Annotated in this window: 18 protein-coding genes; 15 read left to right on the top strand and 3 right to left on the bottom strand. The window is 67.4% G+C overall.

Annotated features, from left to right (window positions below; translation table 11 throughout):
* The first annotated feature begins 66 nt into the window (after window positions 1–66).
* From argB to ACF8NF_RS07805, 13 genes are all read left to right on the top strand, one after another.
* On the top strand, window positions 67–957 hold the full coding sequence (argB, locus tag ACF8NF_RS07745) for an acetylglutamate kinase (protein ID WP_012203251.1): 891 nt from the start codon (window positions 67–69) through the stop codon (window positions 955–957).
* A gap of 121 nt (window positions 958–1,078) precedes the next feature.
* Window positions 1,079–1,798, top strand: coding sequence for a response regulator transcription factor (locus ACF8NF_RS07750; protein ID WP_016446445.1), 720 nt, complete (start codon window positions 1,079–1,081; stop codon window positions 1,796–1,798).
* Between the two features lie 37 nt (window positions 1,799–1,835).
* Window positions 1,836–3,323, top strand: coding sequence for an ATP-binding protein (locus ACF8NF_RS07755; RefSeq protein WP_016451814.1), 1,488 nt, complete (start codon window positions 1,836–1,838; stop codon window positions 3,321–3,323).
* 82 nt (window positions 3,324–3,405) lie between these two features.
* Window positions 3,406–4,101 carry a nucleoid occlusion factor SlmA gene (gene slmA, locus ACF8NF_RS07760; protein WP_012203254.1) on the top strand — a complete coding sequence of 232 codons (696 nt, stop codon included), beginning with the start codon at window positions 3,406–3,408 and terminating at the stop codon, window positions 4,099–4,101.
* A gap of 183 nt (window positions 4,102–4,284) precedes the next feature.
* A complete protein-coding gene (locus ACF8NF_RS07765) occupies window positions 4,285–4,992 on the top strand; it encodes a TetR/AcrR family transcriptional regulator (RefSeq protein ID WP_016446433.1) in 708 nt (235 codons plus the stop codon).
* A 62-nt stretch (window positions 4,993–5,054) separates the two neighbouring features.
* Complete coding sequence (locus ACF8NF_RS07770; RefSeq protein WP_016446432.1) at window positions 5,055–6,860, top strand: acyl-CoA dehydrogenase C-terminal domain-containing protein; 1,806 nt, start codon at window positions 5,055–5,057, stop codon at window positions 6,858–6,860.
* An 80-nt stretch (window positions 6,861–6,940) separates the two neighbouring features.
* Entirely contained in the window at window positions 6,941–7,381 is a 441-nt protein-coding gene (locus ACF8NF_RS07775) for a DUF2147 domain-containing protein (protein ID WP_016446431.1), read from the top strand.
* Window positions 7,382–7,435: 54 nt separating this feature from the next.
* Window positions 7,436–9,838: a 3-hydroxyacyl-CoA dehydrogenase/enoyl-CoA hydratase family protein gene (locus tag ACF8NF_RS07780; RefSeq protein WP_017405914.1), complete on the top strand. Its 2,403-nt coding sequence runs from the start codon at window positions 7,436–7,438 to the stop codon at window positions 9,836–9,838.
* Window positions 9,839–10,006: 168 nt separating this feature from the next.
* A complete protein-coding gene (locus ACF8NF_RS07785) occupies window positions 10,007–11,203 on the top strand; it encodes an acetyl-CoA C-acyltransferase (RefSeq protein ID WP_061287125.1) in 1,197 nt (398 codons plus the stop codon).
* 191 nt (window positions 11,204–11,394) lie between these two features.
* Window positions 11,395–12,297: an alpha/beta fold hydrolase gene (locus ACF8NF_RS07790; protein WP_392450374.1), complete on the top strand. Its 903-nt coding sequence runs from the start codon at window positions 11,395–11,397 to the stop codon at window positions 12,295–12,297.
* A 37-nt stretch (window positions 12,298–12,334) separates the two neighbouring features.
* Complete coding sequence (locus ACF8NF_RS07795; RefSeq protein ID WP_016446427.1) at window positions 12,335–13,165, top strand: acyl-CoA thioesterase II; 831 nt, start codon at window positions 12,335–12,337, stop codon at window positions 13,163–13,165.
* A gap of 16 nt (window positions 13,166–13,181) precedes the next feature.
* The gene (locus ACF8NF_RS07800) at window positions 13,182–13,976 is read left to right on the top strand and encodes an enoyl-CoA hydratase (protein ID WP_392450375.1); all 795 of its coding nucleotides are present in this window, start codon (window positions 13,182–13,184) and stop codon (window positions 13,974–13,976) included.
* Window positions 13,970–14,461 carry a thioesterase family protein gene (locus tag ACF8NF_RS07805; protein ID WP_043819902.1) on the top strand — a complete coding sequence of 164 codons (492 nt, stop codon included), beginning with the start codon at window positions 13,970–13,972 and terminating at the stop codon, window positions 14,459–14,461. The genes ACF8NF_RS07800 and ACF8NF_RS07805 overlap by 7 nt, the downstream gene beginning before the upstream one ends.
* Window positions 14,462–14,501: 40 nt before the next feature.
* Here the strand turns inward: ACF8NF_RS07805 and ACF8NF_RS07810 are convergent, their stop codons facing one another.
* Window positions 14,502–15,881 carry an MATE family efflux transporter gene (locus ACF8NF_RS07810; RefSeq protein ID WP_392450376.1) on the bottom strand — a complete coding sequence of 460 codons (1,380 nt, stop codon included), beginning with the start codon at window positions 15,879–15,881 and terminating at the stop codon, window positions 14,502–14,504.
* Window positions 15,878–16,345 carry a MarR family winged helix-turn-helix transcriptional regulator gene (locus ACF8NF_RS07815; RefSeq protein ID WP_013804191.1) on the bottom strand — a complete coding sequence of 156 codons (468 nt, stop codon included), beginning with the start codon at window positions 16,343–16,345 and terminating at the stop codon, window positions 15,878–15,880. Before ACF8NF_RS07815 ends, ACF8NF_RS07810 begins: the two co-directional genes overlap by 4 nt.
* 218 nt (window positions 16,346–16,563) lie before the next feature.
* Here ACF8NF_RS07815 and ACF8NF_RS07820 point away from each other — a divergent pair, with 218 nt between their 5' ends.
* Entirely contained in the window at window positions 16,564–17,229 is a 666-nt protein-coding gene (locus ACF8NF_RS07820; RefSeq protein WP_016446423.1) for a polymer-forming cytoskeletal protein, read from the top strand.
* A gap of 71 nt (window positions 17,230–17,300) precedes the next feature.
* Here ACF8NF_RS07820 and ACF8NF_RS07825 read toward each other — a convergent pair whose 3' ends face one another.
* A complete protein-coding gene (locus ACF8NF_RS07825; RefSeq protein ID WP_012203278.1) occupies window positions 17,301–17,777 on the bottom strand; it encodes an acyl-CoA thioesterase in 477 nt (158 codons plus the stop codon).
* Between the two features lie 41 nt (window positions 17,778–17,818).
* Between ACF8NF_RS07825 and ACF8NF_RS07830 the strand changes: the two genes are divergently transcribed.
* Window positions 17,819–19,645: an ABCB family ABC transporter ATP-binding protein/permease gene (locus ACF8NF_RS07830; RefSeq protein WP_392450377.1), complete on the top strand. Its 1,827-nt coding sequence runs from the start codon at window positions 17,819–17,821 to the stop codon at window positions 19,643–19,645.
* The last annotated feature ends 6 nt before the right edge of the window (window positions 19,646–19,651 follow it).

Consider the following 19,651-nt stretch of genomic DNA (forward strand, 5'->3'; position numbering starts at 1 on the left):
TGCCGCGCAGTTGCGGCACAATGCCCGCCTTGTTGTTGACTACTTCCACGCCCCCGGGCTAGCACCATGAACGATATCCTCTCGATTGCCCCCCGCGACAAGGCCGAAATCCTCGCCCAGGCCCTGCCCTACATCCGCAAGTTCCATGGCAAGACCATGGTCATCAAGTATGGCGGCAACGCCATGACCGATCCGGCCCTGCAGGCCGACTTCGCGGAAGACGTGGTGCTGCTGAAGTTGGTGGGCATGAATCCGGTGGTGGTGCATGGCGGCGGGCCGCAGATCGAGACGGCCCTGAACCGCCTGGGCAAGAAGGGCGAGTTCATCCAGGGCATGCGCGTGACCGACGCGGAGACCATGGAAGTCGTGGAATGGGTGCTGGCCGGCGAGGTGCAGCAGGACATCGTGGGCCTGATTCACCAGGCCGGTGGCAAGGCCGTGGGCCTGACAGGGCGAGATGGCGGCCTGATCCGCGCACGCAAGCTCAAGATGGTCGACAACAAGGATCCGAACATCGAGTACGACGTGGGCCAGGTGGGCGACATCGTCTCCATCGACCCCAGCGTGGTGCGCGCGCTGCAGGATGACGCCTTCATCCCCGTGATCAGCCCCATCGGCTTTGGCGAGGAAAACGAGAGCTACAACATCAACGCCGACGTGGTCGCCAGCAAGCTGGCCACCGTGCTGCAGGCCGAAAAGCTGGTGCTGCTGACCAACACCCCCGGCGTGCTGGACAAGGCTGGCAGCCTGCTGACCGACCTCACGGCGCGCGAGATCGACGCCCTGTTCGCCGACGGCACCATCTCGGGCGGCATGCTGCCCAAGATCAGCGGCGCCCTAGATGCTGCCAAGGCCGGCGTCAACGCCGTGCACATCATCGATGGCCGCGTGCCGCATGCCATGCTGCTGGAAATCCTGACCGACCAGGCCTACGGCACCATGATCCGCAGCCATTGAGGCCCGATGGCGCGGACTTTGCGGTTCGCGTTACCATCGCGCATGGCCCGGGCGTGGTCTGACGGCCTGGGCCGGTCTGCTGCAAGCCGCCTTTGGGCGGCTTTTGTTTTTTAGGTTTGATATGCGTTTGCTTCTTGTGGAAGACGATGTGATGGTGGCCAGCGGCATCAAGCTGGGGCTGTCCGATGCGGGGTATGCCGTGGACTGGGTCGGCAGTGCCGAGCGCGCCCTGGAGGTGCTGGCCCAGGAAGCCTTCGACCTGGCCGTGATCGACATCGGCCTGCCCGGTATCGACGGGCTGGAGCTCACGCGCCGCCTGCGCAGCAGCGCGGTGGAGAGCTCGGCCATGCCCGTGCTGATTCTGACGGCGCGCGATGCGCTGCAGGACCGCGTGCAGGGCCTGGACCAGGGCGCAGACGACTACATGGTCAAGCCCTTTGAGCTTCCTGAACTGCTGGCCCGGCTGCGCGCGTTGCTGCGCCGATCACAGGCAGCCACATCGGCCGTCCTCAGCTTCGGTCCCATCGAGCTGGACACGGCAGGCCGCCGCGCCGGCGCGCGCCAGCCTGCGCAAGACGATGAGAGCGAGGGAAAGCTGCTGCCCATCGACCTGGGCCCGCGCGAATGGACCGTGCTGGAATACCTGCTGATCCACGCGCCCAAGCCCGCCAGCAAGGACAAGCTGCTGCAGGCGCTCACGGGCTGGGACCGAGAGATCACGCCCAATGCGGTCGAGGTCTATGTCTCTCGCCTGCGCAGCAAGCTGGAGCCGCACGGCGTGGCCCTGCGCTCCATCCGGGGCTTCGGCTATCGGCTGGAACTCTCGCATACCGTTGCCTGATGCGGACATGGCGCATGGCCCCAGGCGCTGACCGCCCATGACAGCCAATCTGCGACTTCGCCTGCTGGTGCTGCTGGTGGTGCCGCTGACGCTGCTGGCGCTGATGGGCGGCTGGTTCGGCTACCGCTCGGCAGACGAGGCCTCCACCCAGCATGACCAGCGCCTTTTGCGCCTGCTGCCCGCGCTGGCCGACTCCGTGCTGGCACCGTCGATTGCCGAGGGAACGCCGCCGCTGGTCGCGCTGACGCCCGCCATCGAGGAAGTCTTGCGCCAGCGCGGCAACGACGTCGGATATGCCGTGGGCGACCTGCAGGGCCATGTCGTTGCCGGCGACACCTGGATCCGCTTCGATGTGCCTTCCACGCCGCTGGCCGAGTTCCACAGCCAGGAGCATGACGGCCTGACCTACCGCGTGGCCGTCATGCGCGCCGAAACCTATGGCGCCGGTGAAATGGTGCTCGTGCTGGCCGACGGTGGCGACGTACGCCAGCAATGGGTGCGCCAGTTGCTGCTGCATGTGCTGCTGCCCAGCGTGTTGCTGATCGCGGGCGCTGGCATCGCCATCTACTGGTCGGTCAGCCGGGCCTTCCGGCCGCTGCTGACCCTGACCCAGGCTGTGGAGCGGCGCTCGCCGCGCGACCTCAGTCCCATCTCGGAGCACAGCTCGCCGGCCGAGGTCCGCCCGCTGGTGCGCTCGCTCAACCGATTGTTTGCACTGGTCAACGCCCAGGCCGAAGGCCAGCGGCGCTTTGTGGCCGATGCCGCCCATCAATTGCGCACGCCTCTGGCGGCCTTGCAGGCCCAGGTCGAGGCCTGGGCGCTGAGCGCGCAGGCTGCCCAGGCCGAGGCGAGGCGCAAGGGCACCGAGGCCCAGGTGGTGCTCAGCGTGACGCAGATCGAGCAATTGCGCGACGCCACGCGGCGCACCTCGCAGCTGGCACGCCAGCTGCTGGCGCTGTCACGTGCCGACGCCCGCAATGCCGAAGTCCAGCCGCTGCAGCAGGTGGACCTCAAGGACCTGTGCGAAAGCATGCTGGAAATGTTCTTCGACCAGGCCAGCGCCAAGGGGCTGGACTTCGGCCTTGACGTTGCTCCGGCCAGTGTCTGGGGCCACAGCTGGCTGCTGCGCGAACTGGTGTCCAATCTCGTGGACAACGCCATCAAGTACACGCCGCCCGGCGGCAGCGTCACGCTGCGCTGCGGCATGTACCATGGCGCGGGGCAGTCCGCGGATGAGCCGCCAGGGTGGGCCTTCCTGGAGATCGAGGACGATGGCCCCGGCGTGCCCGAGGCCGAGCGCTCGCAGATCACGCAGCGCTTTTACCGCGCCCAGGGTGCGTCTGGCGATGGAACGGGGCTGGGATTGGCGATTGCCGATGAAATCGCCCTGTTGCACCAGGGCACTCTGGCCTTTGGCGCCGGCGCGCAGGGCAAGGGCCTGCTGGTACGCTTGGAGCTTCCATTGCAAATGCCGGCCGTGCTCTCGGAAACAGTAGCAGCGCAGCCAACAGGGACGCGATCCTGACGGTTGCGCTCATGGGGACAGCTTTGTGCGGAGTTGCCGCCGAGGGCTGTGAGAGAATTACTTACAAATAGTTGATCTGCTTATGTCCGAGTCTGAAGTCCTGTCGCCTTTATCCGCTCCTGGCGCTGATGTCGTTTCCGACGAAGCCGCCTCCGCTTCCGCCCCCACGCCTGCGCGCAAACGCCCCAAACCCGGGGAGCGGCGCGAGCAGATCCTGCAGGCGCTTGCGGCCATGCTGGAAAAGCCCGGCGCAGAACGCATCACCACGGCAGCGCTGGCCGCTCACCTGGGCGTCAGCGAGGCGGCCCTGTACCGCCACTTCGCCAGCAAGGCACAGATGTTCGAAGGCCTGATCGAGTTCATCGAGCAATCCGTCTTCACGCTGGTGCAGCAGATCGTCGGGCGGGATGTGCCGGAGGAAGAGCGTCCCGCAGTGGATGGCATGCGCCAGGCCAGCCGCGTGATCTCGCTGGTGCTGCAGTTCGGCGAGCGTAACCCCGGCATGGTGCGCGTCATGGTGGGCGATGCCATCGTCTTCGAGCACGAGCGCCTGCAGGCCCGCATGAACCAGTTCTTCGACCGCATCGAATCCACGCTGCGCCAGTGCCTGCGCCCCGCCGCCGGTGCGCTGGGCTCCTCCGCCCCGACGGTCGATGCCCAGGTCGCCGCCAGCGTGCTGACGTCGTTCGCGCTGGGCCGCCTGCAGCGCTACGCGCGCTCGGGTTTCCGCCGCCTGCCGACCGAGCATCTGGAAGCCAGCCTGGCCTTGATGGTCTGAACATGGCCCAGCGGACCCCAGGGTCCGCTCTGCAGCAAAGCCACCCGCTTGTGCCGGTGGCTTTTTTCATGGGCACGCGGTGGAGGGGGCTTCGGGTTGCTAGGTGTTTTCCCCCGCATGTCTTCGCCGCGACAAGCTTTCCATGCAAAATAGCACGAACGTTCGTTTTAACAAGAATTTCGCATGTCCAGCGTTTCCGCCCCACGCCGCACCGCTCGCTCTCCGACCAACTCCAATGCCGATCCCAAGGCCGGCTCTTCCGTGCACGAAGCGGCTGCGCCCGCGCCGCGCCGCGCGCTGCACAAGGGTCAGCAGACCAAGGCCACCATTGTGGAGGCTGCCCTCAACCTGGCCACGCACATTGGCCTTGAGGGCCTGTCTATCGGCGCTCTGGCCGAGCTGACGGGCATGAGCAAGTCGGGCGTGTTCGCGCATTTTGGCTCGCGCGAGGAGCTGCAGATTTCCGTGGTGCATGAATACCACGACCGTTTCGAGCAGGAAGTGTTCTTTCCCGCGCTTCAGGCGCCGCGCGGCGTGGCGCGTCTGCGGGCGCTGTTCGACAACTGGATGAAGCGCACCTCCATCGAGCTGGACTCGGGCTGCATCTATATCAGCGGCGCCGTGGAGTTCGACGACCGCACGGGGCCGGTGCGCGATGCGCTGACGGCTTCGGTCCAGACCTGGCACGCAGCCATGCGCCGCACCATCGTGCAGTGCCGCGAATGCGGCGACCTGCGTGCCGACCTGGACGAGAACCAGCTGCTGTTCGAGATCCACGGCCTGATCCTGGCCCTGCATTACGAGGCGCGCTTCCTGCGCAACGAAGGCTCCATGCAGCGCGCCATCGACGGCTTCGAGAGCATTCTGGCGCGCTACGCCAGCCCGACCTGATTTTTCAGTTTCACCGTTTTCACCGCATCCACTGCAAACCCCGCCAACACAGGAGAAGACAAATGCCCAGCTACAACCCGCCCCTGCGCGACATGCAATTCCTCATGCACGAGGTGTTCAAGGTCACGGATGACTACCGGCAGATGACGGCGCATGCCGAGGTCGATGCCGACACCATCAACGCCGTGCTGGAAGAGGCGGGCAAGTTCGCGGCCAATGTGACGTTTCCGCTGAACATCAGCGGCGATGCCGAGGGCTGCGTGCTGAACAAGGAAACCCACGAGGTCACCACGCCCAAGGGCTTCAAGGAGGCCTACCAGAAGTACGTGGAAGGCGGCTGGCCTTCGCTGTCCTGCGACACGGCCTATGGCGGCCAGGGCCTGCCCTTTGCGGTGAACTCGGCGCTGTACGAGATGCTCAACAGCGCCAACCAGGCCTGGACCATGTACCCCGGGCTGTCGCACGGCGCCTACGAGGCCCTGCATGTGCATGGCACGGAAGAGCAAAAGAAGCTGTACCTGCCCAAGCTGACCAGCGGCGAGTGGACCGGCACCATGTGCCTGACCGAGCCCCATTGCGGCACCGACCTGGGACTGCTGCGCACCAAGGCCGAGCCCGTGGCCGGCGCGCCCGAGGGCACCTACAAAATCACCGGCAACAAGATCTTCATCAGCGCTGGCGAGCACGACTTCACCGACAACATCGTCCACCTGGTGCTGGCCCGCCTGCCCGATGCGCCCCCGGGCTCCAAGGGCATCAGCCTGTTCGTGGTGCCCAAGTTCGTGGTCAAGGCCGATGGCTCGCTGGGCGAGCGCAACCCCATCTTCTGCGGTGCGCTGGAGCACAAGATGGGCATCCATGGCAATGCCACGGCTCAGATCAATATCGACGGCGCCATCGGCACCCTGGTGGGCCAGCCGAACAAGGGTCTGCAGGCCATGTTCGTGATGATGAATGCCGCCCGCCTGGGCGTGGGCAACCAGTCGCTGGGCCTGACCGAGGTGGCCTACCAGAATGCCCTGGCCTATGCCAAGGACCGCCTGCAGATGCGCAGCCTGTCGGGCACCAAGGCCAAGGACAAGCCGGCCGACCCCATCATCGTCCACCCCGACGTGCGCCGCATGCTGCTGACGGCCAAGGCCTATGCCGAAGGCGGCCGCGCGCTGGTGACCTACTGCGCCTTCCTGATCGACAAGGAGTTCAACCACCCAGACGAAAAGGTGCGCAAGGACAGCGCCGAGCTGGTGGCGCTGCTGACCCCCATCGTCAAGGCCTTCATCACCGACAACGGCTGGACGGCCACCACCATGAGCCAGCAGGTCTATGGCGGCCATGGCTTCATCACCGAATGGGGCATGGAGCAGTTCGTGCGCGATGCGCGCATCAACATGATCTATGAAGGCACGAACGGCATCCAGGCGCTGGACCTGCTGGGCCGCAAGGTGCTGGGCAACCAGGGCGCATCGCTCAAGAAGTTCGGCAAGCTGGTGGCGCAACTGGTGGAGGAAGAGGGCGTCAACGAGAAGATGGCCGAGTTCATCAATCCCATCGCCTACCTGGGCGACCAGATGACCAAGTTCACCACCGAGATCGGCTTCAAGGGCATGCAAAACCCCGACGAGGTGGGTGCCGCCTCTGTGGACTACCTGCGTGTGGCGGGCCACCTGGTGTTCGGCTACTTCTTCGCCCGCATGGCCCAGGTGGCGCTGCGTGAAATCGCCAAGGGCAACACCGACCCGTTCTACCAGGCCAAGCTGCAGACCGCGCGTTTCTACTTCGCCAAGCTGTTCCCCGAGACCGCGACGCTGATGCGCACGGCCCGCGCGGGCAGCAAGTCCCTGATGGACACGGACGCAGCGCTGGCCTGAACGGCTTCACTCCAACATGGGAGCACGGGCTGTGCGCATCAGCGTGGTCTGTGCGCCTTTCTAGGCGAAAGGGGTTTGAAATGAAGGCATATCAAGCACTGGCAGCAATGGTGCTGGGCCTCACGGCCGTCGCGGCGCAGGCGCAGATGACGCCCGTGGGCCTGTGGAAGAGCGTGGACGACAAGAGTGGCGAAGCCAAGTCCGAGATCCGCGTGGCCGAGAACGACGGCGTGGTCACGGGCCGCATCGAGCAGATCCTGCGCAAGGGCGCTGATCCGGCCGCCACCTGCACCGAGTGTTCTGACGACCGCAAGGGCCAGCCGCTCAAGGGGCTGGAGATCATCCGCGGCGCCAAGAAGGCCGAGGGCAAGGACGTCTGGGAAGGCGGCAAGATCCTCGACCCCGAAAACGGCAAGACCTACACCCTGCGCCTGACGCCCATCGAGGGCGGCGCCAAGCTCGAGGTGCGCGGCTCCATCGGCCCCTTTGGCCGCACCCAGACCTGGGTGCGCGTGCAGTAAACCATTCCGGAAGGCGGCCGCAGCGGCCTCCTTCCTCCCACTTGTGGAACATCCATGTCCCGATTCAATGTGAAGAAAGTCGCCGTGCTCGGCGCTGGCGTGATGGGTGCGCAGATCGCGGCCCATCTGGTCAATGTCAAGGTGCCCGTGGTGCTGTTCGACCTGCCTGCCAAGGAAGGCCCGAAAAGCGGCATCGCCGAGCGCGCCATCGCCAACCTCAAGAAGCTCAAGCCTTCGCCCATCGGCGTGGCCGAGGACGCGGACCTGATCCAGCCCGCCAACTACGAGGAGCACCTCAAGCTGCTCAAGGGCTGCGACCTGATCATCGAGGCCATTGCCGAGCGCATGGACTGGAAGCTCGATCTGTACACCAAGATCGCGCCCCATGTGGCCAAGCACGCCATCGTGGCGTCCAACACCTCGGGCCTGTCCATCACCAAGCTGTCCGAGGCGCTGCCCGACGCGATCAAGCCGCGCTTTTGCGGCATCCACTTCTTCAACCCGCCGCGCTACATGCCGCTGGTGGAGCTGATCGCCACGCCGACCACGCAGCCCGTGGTGCTGGACCAGCTCGAAGCCTTCGTCACCAGCGGCCTGGGCAAGGGCGTGGTGCGCGCCAAGGACACGCCCAACTTCATCGCCAACCGCATCGGCATCGCCGGCATGCTGGCCACCATGAAGGAGGTCGAGAACTTCGGACTGACCTTCGACGTGGTCGATGACCTCACCGGCAAGAAGCTGGGCCGCGCATCCAGCGGTACCTTCCGCACGGCCGACGTGGTGGGCCTGGACACCATGGCCCATGTGATCAAGACGCTGCAGGACAACCTCAGCGCCGAGACCGATCCCTTCTACGCCAGCTTCGGCACGCCGCCCGTGCTGGCCAAGCTGATCGAGTTGGGCAACCTCGGCCAGAAGGCGAAGAAGGGCTTCTACAAGAAGGTCGGCCGCGACATCCTGCAGTTCGAGCTGGACAGCGAGGACTACGTGCCCGCAGGCGGCAAGGCCGACGAGGTCTATGGCCGCATGCTCAAGAAGCCCGCAGCCGAGCGCCTGAAGCTGCTGCGCAATGCCGAGGGCGCGCAGGGCCGCTTCCTGTGGGCCATCCTGCGCAACAGCTTCCACTACGCGGCCATCCACCTGGAGAGCATTGCGGAGTCCGCCCGCGACGTGGACCAGGCCATGCGCTGGGGCTTCGGCATGAAGCAGGGCCCGTTCGAGCTGTGGCAGGAAGCCGGCTGGCTGGAAGTGGCGAAGATGGTCCAGGAGGACATCGATGCCGGCAAGGCATTGAGCAAGGCACCTCTGCCCAAGTGGGTCTTCGAAGGCCCGGTGGCCGAGGCCGGCGGCGTGCACACGGCGCAGGGCTCGTGGAGCCCTGCCAAGGGCCAGTTCGTGCCCCGCCGCGTGCTGCCCGTCTACGAGCGCCAGATCTTCCCCGAGAAGCTGCTGGGCGAAGACAGCCTGCCCGACTGGAAGACGGCAGGTACCACGATCGCCGAATCCAAGGCGCTGCGCACCTGGACGCTGGACGGCCAGATCCTGATCGCCAGCATCAAGAACAAGATGCACGCCATCAGCCCCGAAGTCATGGAAGCGCTGATGGAGGCCGTGGACGTGGCCGAGACCGACTTCCAGGGCATGGTCATCTGGTCGGGCGATGCGCCGTTCAGCGTGGGCGCCGACCTGGAAGCCACCATGCCGGCCTTCGTGATCGGCGGCGCCGACGCCATCGAAAGCGTGGAGCAGGAGCTGCAAAACCTGATGCTGCGCATCCGCTACGCCCAGGTGCCCGTGGTTGCGGCCATCCATGGCATGGCGCTGGGCGGCGGCTGCGAGCTGGCTGTGTACAGCGCACGCCGCGTGGCGCATATGGAAAGCTACATCGGCCTGGTGGAAGTCGGCGTGGGCCTGGTGCCTGGCGCGGGCGGCCTGACCTACATCGCGCGCCGCGCGGCAGAGAACGCCGCCACCAGCACGGGCAAGGACCTGCTGCCCTTCCTGACCGAAGGCTTCACGGCCGCGGCCATGGCCAAGGTGGGCACCAGTGCCATCGAGTCGCGCAAGCTGGGCTACCTGCTGGACAGCGACCTCATCGTGCCGCACAAGGACGAGCTGCTCTTCGTCGCCATCAACGAGGCCAAGTCCATGGCCGCAGGCGGCTGGCGGGCGCCGCTGCCGCGCAGCTTCCCCGTGGCGGGACGCAGCGGGGTGGCCACCATCAAGGGCTCGCTGGTCAACATGCGTGACGGCGGCTTCATCAGCGAGTTCGACCAGCATGTGGCCAGCCTGATCGCCAACGTGGTCTGCGGCGGCGACGTGGATGCGGGCACCCTGGTGGACGAGGCCTATCTGATGAAGCTCGAACGCAAGGCGTTCTGCCACCTGATCGGCCATCCGAAGACCCATGAACGCATTCTCGGAATGCTGAACACCGGCAAGCCCGTCCGGAATTGATATGTCCCCCCTGAGTCGCTTCGCGCCTTCCCCCCCAGGGGGACGACAGCCTCGCGGCGGGGCGGCCCTTGCTCGCTGTCCCTGGTCTGGAGCACGCCAGTTGTCTGGGGCGCGCCCTTTTCGGGGGCTGCGGGGGTGATGAATAACTGAGATCGAGGAGCAATCTCCATGAAACAAATCCAAGACGCCTACATCGTCGCCGCCACGCGCACGCCCATCGGCAAGTCGCACAAGGGCTTTTTCCGCAACTACCGTCCCGACGACCTGCTGGCGACCACGCTGAAGGCCGCGCTGGCCCAGGTGCCGGGGCTGGACCCGGCTGCCATCGAGGACATCATCTGCGGCTGCGCCATCCCCGAGGCCCAGCAGGGCCTGAACGTGGCGCGCATCAGCGCCGTGCTGGCGGGCCTGCCCACCAGCGTGGGTGGCATCACCGTGAACCGCTTCTGCGCCTCGGGCCTGTCGGCCGTGGCCATGGCGGCGGACCGCATCCGCGTGGGCGAGGCCGACGTGATGATCGCGGCCGGCGTCGAGAGCATGAGCATGGTGCCCATGATGGGCAACGCGCCCTCGCTGTCGCCGTCCATCTTCGAGCGTGATGGCGACGTGGGCATTGCCTACGGCATGGGCCTGACGGCCGAGAAGGTGGCCCAGCAGTGGAAGGTCTCGCGCGATGCGCAGGACGCCTTTGCGCTGGAGTCGCACCGCCGTGCCCTGGCCGCGCAGCAGGCCGGCGAGTTCAAGGACGAGATCACGCCCATCGAGGTCACTGACCGGAGCCTGGACCTGGCCAAGGGCGAACCCGTGGTACGCACGCGCACCGTGGAGCTGGACGAGGGCGCACGCCCCGACACCAGCCTGGAAGGCCTGGGCAAGCTGCGCACCGTGTTCGCGGCGCGCGGCTCGGTGACGGCCGGCAACAGCTCGCAGACCAGCGATGGCGCAGGCGCGCTGATCCTGGCCAGCGGCGCCGCCGTGCAGCGCTTCGGCCTCACGCCGCTGGCGCGCTTCGTGAGCTATGCCAGCAAGGGCGTGCCGCCAGCCATCATGGGCATCGGTCCTATCGAGGCCATCCCGGCCGCGCTGCGCTATGCGGGCCTCAAGCAGGACGACATCGACTGGTTCGAACTCAACGAAGCCTTTGCCGCCCAGTCGCTGGCCGTGGTCAACACGCTGGGCCTGGACCCCGCCAAGGTCAATCCCATGGGCGGCGCGATTGCCCTGGGCCACCCGCTGGGTGCCACAGGCGCCATCCGCTCGGCTACCGTGGTGCATGCGTTGCGCCGCAAGCAATTGCGCTACGGCATGGTGACGATGTGCGTCGGAATGGGCCAGGGCGCCGCCGGCATCTTCGAGAGGATGTAGCACCCCCTGAGCGGCTTTGCCGCTTCCCCCGTTGCACGGCGCCTCTCTACTCGCTGCGCGAGGGAGGGGGACGACACCCTCGGTGCGGGGCGGCGCGGCCGGCCTAGGCCCTTCCTTGGTGTCCCTGGCGTGGGGCCGCGCCGGTTTTTGACTTGGTGTCAGCACATTGCGGCACCGACCAGGAGACAGCCATGGAACAACACCAACTCAGCAGCGATGGCGCCACGCTGGCGCTGCGCGTCTACACGCCCGCTGCCCCGCCGCGCGCCAGCGTGGTCATCGGCGGGGCCATGGGGGTGCGCCAGGCCTTCTACGAGGCCTTTGCCACCTGGCTTGCGGGCCAGGGCTATCGGGTGACCAGCTTTGACTACCGAGGCCATGGCGATTCCCTGCAAGGCTCTTTGCGTCAGGTGCGTGCCGACCTGTGCGACTGGGCGCGCGACTACGAGGCGGTCATCGCCCATGCCAAGGCGCAGCTGCCGGACCAGCCGCTGTTCCTGATCGGCCACAGCCTGGGCGCCCAGCTGCCGGGCCTGCTGCGCTCCCCGCAGCTGGTGGACGGCCTTTTGAGCATTGCGGCCGGCAGCGGCTACTGGCGCGACAATGCGCCCCGCCTCAAGCGCATGGTTCCCTATTTCTGGCATGTGCTGGTGCCCGTGGCCACGCGCCTGTGCGGCTACTTTCCGGGCCGGTGCCTGCGCAAGGTGGGCGACCTGCCGGCCGGCGTCATGCTGCAGTGGCGCCGCTGGTGCCTGAATCCGCGCTACAGCGTGGGTGCCGAGGGCGAGGCCGCCGCGCGCAGCTACGCCGCCGTGCGCTTTCCGGTGATGGCGCTGTCCATGAGCGACGACGAACTCATGACCTGGCGCGGCACCGAGCACCTGTTCGCGCTCTACGCCAATGCCCCCAGCCGCATCGAGCGCATCGAACCCAAGGCCCTGCAGTTGCGGCGCATAGGGCATTTCGGTTTCTTCCGCGCCGATATGCGCGACGCGCTCTGGGGCCGGGCCGTGGACGTGTTCTCGGGCTGGACCAAGCCGCCGGCAGCCGCGGCCCACCCGCGCTTTCCCTCACCCGCAGAGTCGCCGGCTTGACGGACGCGGGCGCCGCTTGCCATCACACTCGTTTGCCATGAGCACAGACATCCATCCTCTCGACCAGGCCGTGGCGCTCACGCCCACCGGCGCCGTGGGCCACTACCAGGGCCAGACCACGCAGGACTACTGGAACATGGTGGGCCCGTACGGCGGCATCACCGCCGCCGCGCTGGTGCGGGCCATCCAGCAGCATCCGCTGTGCCTGGGCGATCCGCTGTCCATCACCGTCAACTACGCGGCCGCGCTGGGCGCGGGGCGCTTCGACATCGAGGCCCGCCCCGTTCGCACCAACCGCTCCACCCAGCACTGGCTGCTGACCATCACCCAGCCCGACCAGGATGGCGATGCCCAGGTCGTCACCACGGCCACGGCCGTCACGGCCGTGCGGCGCAGCACCTGGGGCGGCACCGACCTGGCCATGCCCGAGGTGCCGTCGCCCGCCGCCGTGCCGCGCGTGCCGCCGCTGGGCGGCGTGGAATGGCTCAACCGCTACGACATGCGCTTTCTCGACGGCATCATTCCCCAGACCTGGGATGGCCGCGAGACCGACAGCCTCACGCGCCTGTGGGTGCGCGACGAGCCGCCGCGCGCACTGGATTTTTGCGCGCTGGCCGGCCTGGCTGACGTATTCTTCCCGCGCGTGTGGCTGCGCCGCGCACAGCGCACCCCGGCGGGCACGGTGTCCATCACCGTCTACTTCCATGCGGGGCGCGAGGAACTGGCCGCCGCAGGCACGGGCCACCTGCTGGCCCAGGCGCGCGGCCAGGAATTTCGCAACGGCTTCTTCGACCAGAGCGCCCAGCTGTGGAGCGAGGCCGGCGTGATGCTGGCGAGCAGCCACCAGATCGTGTATTTCAAGGAATAAGCAAGGCAAGACCATCATGAGCGAAACCACCCAGGACATCCTCGTGCACACCGAAGCCGGTGTCTGCACCATCACCTTCAACCGCGCCGACAAGAAGAACTCCATCACCGAGGCCATGTACGCCAGCATGGCCGACGCTCTGGCCCAGGCCGGCGAAGACGCCGCCGTGCGCTGCGTTGTCTTCCAGGGCGACATGGCCATCTTCAGCGCGGGCAACGACATTGCCGACTTCCTCAAGCAGTCGGCCGGCGGCTCCGCCAGGCCGGAAGGCGAGCAGCGCCCCGTCTGGCGCTTCCTGCACAACATCGCCGCCTTTCCCAAGCCCGTGATCGCCGCCGTCTGCGGCCCGGCCGTGGGCATCGGCACGACCTTGCTGCTGCACTGCGACCTGGTCTATGCGGGCGACAACGCGGCTTTCTCGCTGCCCTTCGTGAACCTGGGCCTGTGCCCCGAAGCGGCCTCCAGCCTGCTGCTGCCCCAGATGCTCGGCTACCACCGCGCGGCCGAGGCCCTGCTGCTGGGCGAGCCCTTCCTGGCCGAGGCCGCCCTGGAAGTGGGCCTGGTCAACCGCGTCGTGCCGCCCAGCGAATGCAATGCGCTGGCCCAGGCCCAGGCCAGGAAGCTGGCCGCCAAGCCGCTGTCGGCCCTGATCGAGACCAAGCGCCTCATGAAGGCCGGCCAGTCCGGCCTGGTGCGCGAGCGCATGGCCGAGGAGGGAACGAGCTTCGGCAAGCTGATGGGCGGGCCTGCTGCCAAGGAGGCGTTCACCGCGTTCATGGAGAAGCGCAAGCCGGACTTCAGCCAGTGCTGAAATCCACGAAGGCCTCTGAGGCGCCCGTGCAGTTCGAGCCCGAGTTCATCGCCGGGCTGCGCGAGGTGTTCGAGCGCCAGATCGCCTTCAACCAGGTGCTGGGCCTGCGCATCACCGAAGTGCTGCCCGAGCGGGTTGAAGGCCGCATCACCATGCGGCCCGAGCTCATAGGCCACGCCGCCTACCAGCGCATCCACGGCGGCGTGATCAGCGCCGGCCTGGACTCCATGGGCGGCTTGGCCGTCATGGCGGCCATCGGCGCCAAGCACATGGACGACGCACCGCTGCAGCGCCTGCACCGCTTCTCGCGCCTGGGCACCATCGACCTGCGCGTGGACTACCTGCGCCCCGGCATCGGCAGCGAATTCATCCTGCGCGCCGAGGTGCTGCGGCTGGGTTCGCGCGTGGCCAACACGCGCATGGAATTCCTGGGGGCCGATGGCAGCTTGCTGTCCACGGGGACGGCGGCGTATATCGTTTCTTGAAGCATGGTCCGCTGACTGCGGGCCTTCTTTTTGCGTTTCTTCACCCCCAGCGCGCGCGCCACACAGCCCAGGCCGTGCCTGCGCCATAGGCGGCCATGGCCACGGCCACGAGGATGAACAGCGACTGGGCGCTGCCCAGGCCGCTGGACATGAGCCAGCCGCCGCCCACCACCACGATCAGCAGGCGCACGGTGCCGGCCAGCACGGGCGCCCAGACGCGGCCTGCGCCCAGGGAGGCGAAGTACAGCACCAGTCCCAGGCCGAACAGCCCGAAGGCCGGGCCCACGGTGCGCAGGTAGAGGTCGGCGTAGGCGCGCACGGCCGGGTCGCCGGTGAAAATGCCCGACCACAGCTGCGGCCAGACCATGACCACCAGGCCCAGCACGCCCAGCAGGGCGGCGGCCATGGCGCCGCCCGACCAGGCCACGCGGCGCGCGCGTGCCACCTGGCCTGCGCCCATGGCCATGCCCACCATGGGCACGGCGGCCATGCCGACGCCGAAGGCCATGGGGATCAGCAGGAACTCCAGCCGCTGGCCAATGCCGTAGCCGGCCAGTGCCAGCGGGCCCAGGCGGGCGACCATGCCTGTCAGCAGCAGCGCGGCCAGCGCCGTTTGCACGGGGGACAGGCAGGCCAGGGCCCCCACGCGCAGGATGTCGCGGAACATGGGCCAGGCCAGGCGGGGCCTGCGCCAGTCCAGTTGCAGGCGCTGCTGGCCCCATTGCAGATAGGCCAGGAAGACTGCGACGGCCAGTGCCATGGCCACGATGTTGCCCACGGCCACGCCCGGCATGCCCCAGCGCGGCATGGGTCCCAGGCCCAGCCCCAGCGTGCCGCCCACCACGATCTGCACCAGCGAGGCCGCAAAGATCACGGCCGACGGCATGCGCATATTGCCCGTGCCCCGCACCACCGAGGCCAGCGTATTGCACAGCCACACCAGGATGGCGCCGCTGAACAGCACGGCGCCAAAGCCCGTGGCCGCTGCCAGCACCTCGCCGCGCCCGCCCAGCCAGCCGTAGAAGGTGGCGCCGCACAGCACGAAGATGAGCGAGTACAGCAGGCCTGCGATGGTGCCGATGACGATGGAGTGCAGGGCCAGTGCCGAGGCACGCGCGCCGTCGCCTGCGCCCAGCGCGCGGCTGATGGCCGAGGACACGCCGCTGCCCATGGCGCCGTTGCTCATCATCTGCGTGAGCATGGCCAGCGGAAACACCAGGGCCATGGCCGCCAGCGATACGGTTCCCAACTGCCCCACGTAGTAGGTCTCGGCCACGGCGACCAGCACCGACATGCTCAGCGCCACCATGTTGGGCACGGCCAGGCGCACCAGGGTGGAGGCGATGGGGCCGCTGACCAACGGATGCGCGGACCCGCTGGCCGCAGCGCCCGGGGCTGCGGAGGGCAGGGCGGCGCTCATTCCGCGCTCTCCTGCGTGGCGGTTTCCAGCACGGGCAGCATGCCCAGCACCAGGCTTTCGAGCGCGCCGATCTGCTCGCTGCCGCACAGCTCGCGCACGCGCTGCTGGGCCTGGCGCCACAGGGCGGCAGCCTCGCGGATGCGGGCGCGGCCTTCCGGGGTGACCACCACGCAGCGGCTGCGCGCATCCGCGCCGGGAACCAGGTCGATGAAGCCGGCCTGCTGCAGCGTGCGCAGATTGCGCGTCATCGTCGTGCGGTCGGTGTGCAGCTGCTCGGCCAGGGCCGAGACGGTGGGCGGGCCGTCGGGCGCATTGCGCGCCTGCACCAGCAGGCTGAACTGCGTGCCGCGCAGGCCGCTGGGCGCGAGCGTGTCGTCATAGAGCTGGGAGATCTTGCGCGACAGGCTGCGCACCATGAAGCAGGTGCAGACCGGACTGGCGGCGCTTGAGGTGGAGGAGGTCATGGGGCGTGGGGCAGGTGGCCTGGAATGGAAATGAGTGTAGATGCACCTATTGATTTGCGCATGTCCGCTGCGCGACCTGCGCATGCGCGGTGTGTGATCGAGAAAGGCTTGCAAGCACATGAAACGGGAGAACCATCTGGTTACTTTTCTTGCGAGATGCCGGCATTTGTTGCCAGTTCGTGTGCGTAGCATCGGATTTTTCCGAAGGAGACCCACCCATGGCTGTTCAGAACCCGTTCTTTGGCAAGCGCGACAACGATGCTTTCACCTCCCGCAACACCCTGGGTAGCGGCATAGGCGCCACCGGTACGGGCGGCAGCCCCTCCGGTGCCGTCACGCCCAGCTCCAGCGTGACAAGTCCGTCGACCGCCCAGCGCCAGGCATCGGCCGTGGCGCAGGACTCCCAGGGCAGCAAGCTCACCGTAGGCCCCAATATCAAGCTCAAGGGCGTGGAGATCACCGACTGCGACACGCTAGTCGTCGAAGGCACGGTGGAAGCCACCATGGACTCGCGCGTGATCCAGATCGCCGAGCAGGGTGCCTTCCACGGCACGGCCGAAATCGACATCGCCGAGATCCATGGCGTGTTCGACGGCACGCTGACCGTGCGCGAGAAGCTGGTCATCTACGGCACGGGCAAGGTCAGCGGCAAGATCCGCTACGGCAAGGTGGTGATCGAAGAGGGCGGCGAGCTCACGGGCCAGATCGAGGCCGGCTCCTCGCCGCGCTCGTCCTCGTCGGGTTCGGCTGTGGCATCCAGCGCCTCCAGCCTGTCTTCCTCGTCGGCCGCCTCCAGCGACAGCGCCGCCAGCAGCTCCGCTGCGCTGGCCGCGGCCAGCGCGGCCGCCTCGCTGCAGCCGCGCGTCACGCCCTCGCTGGCCTGAGCCACCCCTGCGCCGGAAATGAAAAAGCGACCTGCAAAGGTCGCTTTTTTCATGGCTGCAGATGGGCGGGTTCAGCCGGCCTGCTGCTGCTTGCGTTCTGCATTGCGCTCGGCCGCTGCGCGCCAGGAACGCACCTGGTCGTTGTCCGGCAGCGACTGGGGCTTGCCCTGGCCATCGATGGCCACGTAGGTCAGCAGGGCTTCGGTCACCTTGACGAAGCGGCCCTGGTCGGCAAAGCGCTCGGCATAGACCTCGACATCGACCGTGACCGAGGTGCGGCCCACGCGCTGCACGCTGGAGTAGAACGACAGGATGTCGCCCACGCGCACGGGCTGCTTGAAGATGAACTCGTTCACGGCCACGGTGACCATGCGGCTCTGGCCCAGGCGCGAGGGCAGCACCGAACCTGCCAGGTCGACCTGCGCCATCACCCAGCCTCCGAAGATGTCGCCATTGGCATTGACATCGGCGGGCATGGGAATGACCTTGAGAACCAGCTCCTTGTCTGCGGGCAAGGGATGGGGCGGGAGGTCTGGGCGGGGTGGCATGGGCACAATCGGGTCAATATAACAACCGAGAATTGTCTTTCATGCGACGCGAGAGCGCTTCCCCTACGGATTTACCCTTAGTCCCAACCCCGGCACCGTCGCGGGACTGGAACGCGCTGCGGCGCCTGCTGCCCTACCTGTGGCAATACAAGTGGCGCGTGCTGGCGGCGCTGGGCTTCATGATCGGGGCCAAGCTCGCCAACGTGGGCGTGCCGGTGTTGTTGAAGCACCTGGTCGATGCGCTGGATCTGAAGGCCGGCGATGCCCGGGCCGTGCTCGTCGTGCCCGTGGCCCTGCTGCTGGCCTACGGGCTGCTGCGCTTTTCCAGCTCGCTGTTCACCGAGCTGCGCGATCTGGTCTTTGCCAAGGCCACGCAGGGTGCCTCGCGGGCGATTGCGCTGTCCACCTTCGAGCACCTGCATGCGCTGAGCCTGCGCTTTCACCTGGAGCGCCAGACCGGCGGCATGACGCGCGACATCGAGCGCGGCGTGCGCAGCACCGAGTCGCTGATCTCGTATTCGCTCTACAGCATCCTGCCCACCTTCGTCGAGATGGCGCTGGTGCTGGGCATCCTGGCGCTGCGCTTCGACATCTGGTTCGCGGCCATCACACTGGCGGCGCTGGTGTTCTACATCACGTTCACGGTCACGGTGACCGAGTGGCGCACGCGCTTTCGGCGCGAGGCCAATGCCCAGGAGTCGGCGGCGCACACCAAGGCCATCGACTCGCTGCTGAACTACGAGACCGTCAAGTACTTCGGCAACGAGGGCTTCGAGGCGCGGCGCTACGACGAGAACCTGGAGGCGCTGCGCCGCGTGCGCCTCAAGAGCCAGAGCACGCTGAGCCTGCTCAACTGCGGGCAGCAGCTGATCATCGCAACGGCCCTGGTCGCCATCCTCTGGCGGGCCACGCAGGGCGTGGTGGATGGCCGCCTGTCGCTGGGCGACCTGGTCATGGTCAACGCCTTCATGATCCAGCTCTACATTCCACTGGGCTTTCTGGGCGTGATCTACCGCGAGATCAAGCAGAGCCTGACCGACCTGGAGCGCATGTTCACCCTCATGGACAAGGAACGCGAGGTGGCCGACGCGCCCGGCGCCCAGCCGCTGCAGACCCATGGCGCACCGCCCGAGCTGCGCTTCGAGCATGTGGACTTCGCCTATGACCCCGAGCGGCCCATCCTCAAGGACGTGAGCTTCACCATTCCCGCCGGCAAGACCGTGGCCGTGGTCGGCCCTTCGGGCTCGGGCAAGAGCACGCTGGCGCGGCTGATCTTCCGCTTCTACGACGTGCAGTCCGGCCATGTGCGCATCGCCGGGCACGACCTGCGCGAGCTGACCCAGGACAGCGTGCGCGACGCCGTGGGCATCGTGCCGCAGGACACGGTGCTGTTCAACGACACGGTGGAATACAACATCGCCTACGGCCGCCCTGGCGCCAGCCGCGAGCAGGTGGTGGCGGCCGCGCGCGCCGCGCGCATCCACGACTTCATCGAGGCCACGCCCCAGGGCTATGCCACGCGCGTGGGCGAGCGCGGGCTGAAGCTGTCGGGCGGCGAAAAGCAGCGGGTGGCGATCGCGCGCACCCTGCTCAAGGACCCGCCCATCCTGATCTTCGACGAGGCGACGTCGGCGCTGGACTCGGCCAATGAACGCGCCATCCAGGCCGAGCTGCAAAGCGCCGCGCGCAACAAGACGGCGCTGGTGATTGCCCACCGCCTGTCCACCGTGGTCGATGCGCACGAGATCCTGGTCATGGACGCGGGCCGCATCGTCGAGCGCGGCACCCACGCCCAGCTGGTCGCGGCGGGCGGGCGCTATGCGGACATGTGGGCGCTGCAGCAAAGCGGAGAGCCCGCCGTGCTGTAGCGCGGG

This window comes from Delftia sp. WSY_22 (assembly GCF_043104185.1).
GTDB classification, from domain to species: domain Bacteria; phylum Pseudomonadota; class Gammaproteobacteria; order Burkholderiales; family Burkholderiaceae_C; genus Comamonas; species Comamonas tsuruhatensis.

Bases quoted from the DNA above. Each gene is read 5' to 3' on its own strand.
- argB (WP_012203251.1), top strand. From the start codon at position 67: ATGAACGATATCCTCTCGATTGCCCCCCGCGACAAGGCCGAAATCCTC.
- ACF8NF_RS07750 (WP_016446445.1), top strand. From the start codon at position 1,079: ATGCGTTTGCTTCTTGTGGAAGACGATGTGATGGTGGCCAGCGGCATC.
- ACF8NF_RS07755 (WP_016451814.1), top strand. From the start codon at position 1,836: ATGACAGCCAATCTGCGACTTCGCCTGCTGGTGCTGCTGGTGGTGCCG.
- slmA (WP_012203254.1), top strand. From the start codon at position 3,406: ATGTCCGAGTCTGAAGTCCTGTCGCCTTTATCCGCTCCTGGCGCTGAT.
- ACF8NF_RS07765 (WP_016446433.1), top strand. From the start codon at position 4,285: ATGTCCAGCGTTTCCGCCCCACGCCGCACCGCTCGCTCTCCGACCAAC.
- ACF8NF_RS07770 (WP_016446432.1), top strand. From the start codon at position 5,055: ATGCCCAGCTACAACCCGCCCCTGCGCGACATGCAATTCCTCATGCAC.
- ACF8NF_RS07775 (WP_016446431.1), top strand. From the start codon at position 6,941: ATGAAGGCATATCAAGCACTGGCAGCAATGGTGCTGGGCCTCACGGCC.
- ACF8NF_RS07780 (WP_017405914.1), top strand. From the start codon at position 7,436: ATGTCCCGATTCAATGTGAAGAAAGTCGCCGTGCTCGGCGCTGGCGTG.
- ACF8NF_RS07785 (WP_061287125.1), top strand. From the start codon at position 10,007: ATGAAACAAATCCAAGACGCCTACATCGTCGCCGCCACGCGCACGCCC.
- ACF8NF_RS07790 (WP_392450374.1), top strand. From the start codon at position 11,395: ATGGAACAACACCAACTCAGCAGCGATGGCGCCACGCTGGCGCTGCGC.
- ACF8NF_RS07795 (WP_016446427.1), top strand. From the start codon at position 12,335: ATGAGCACAGACATCCATCCTCTCGACCAGGCCGTGGCGCTCACGCCC.
- ACF8NF_RS07800 (WP_392450375.1), top strand. From the start codon at position 13,182: ATGAGCGAAACCACCCAGGACATCCTCGTGCACACCGAAGCCGGTGTC.
- ACF8NF_RS07810 (WP_392450376.1), bottom strand. From the start codon at position 15,881: ATGAGCGCCGCCCTGCCCTCCGCAGCCCCGGGCGCTGCGGCCAGCGGG.
- ACF8NF_RS07815 (WP_013804191.1), bottom strand. From the start codon at position 16,345: ATGACCTCCTCCACCTCAAGCGCCGCCAGTCCGGTCTGCACCTGCTTC.
- ACF8NF_RS07820 (WP_016446423.1), top strand. From the start codon at position 16,564: ATGGCTGTTCAGAACCCGTTCTTTGGCAAGCGCGACAACGATGCTTTC.
- ACF8NF_RS07825 (WP_012203278.1), bottom strand. From the start codon at position 17,777: ATGCCACCCCGCCCAGACCTCCCGCCCCATCCCTTGCCCGCAGACAAG.
- ACF8NF_RS07830 (WP_392450377.1), top strand. From the start codon at position 17,819: ATGCGACGCGAGAGCGCTTCCCCTACGGATTTACCCTTAGTCCCAACC.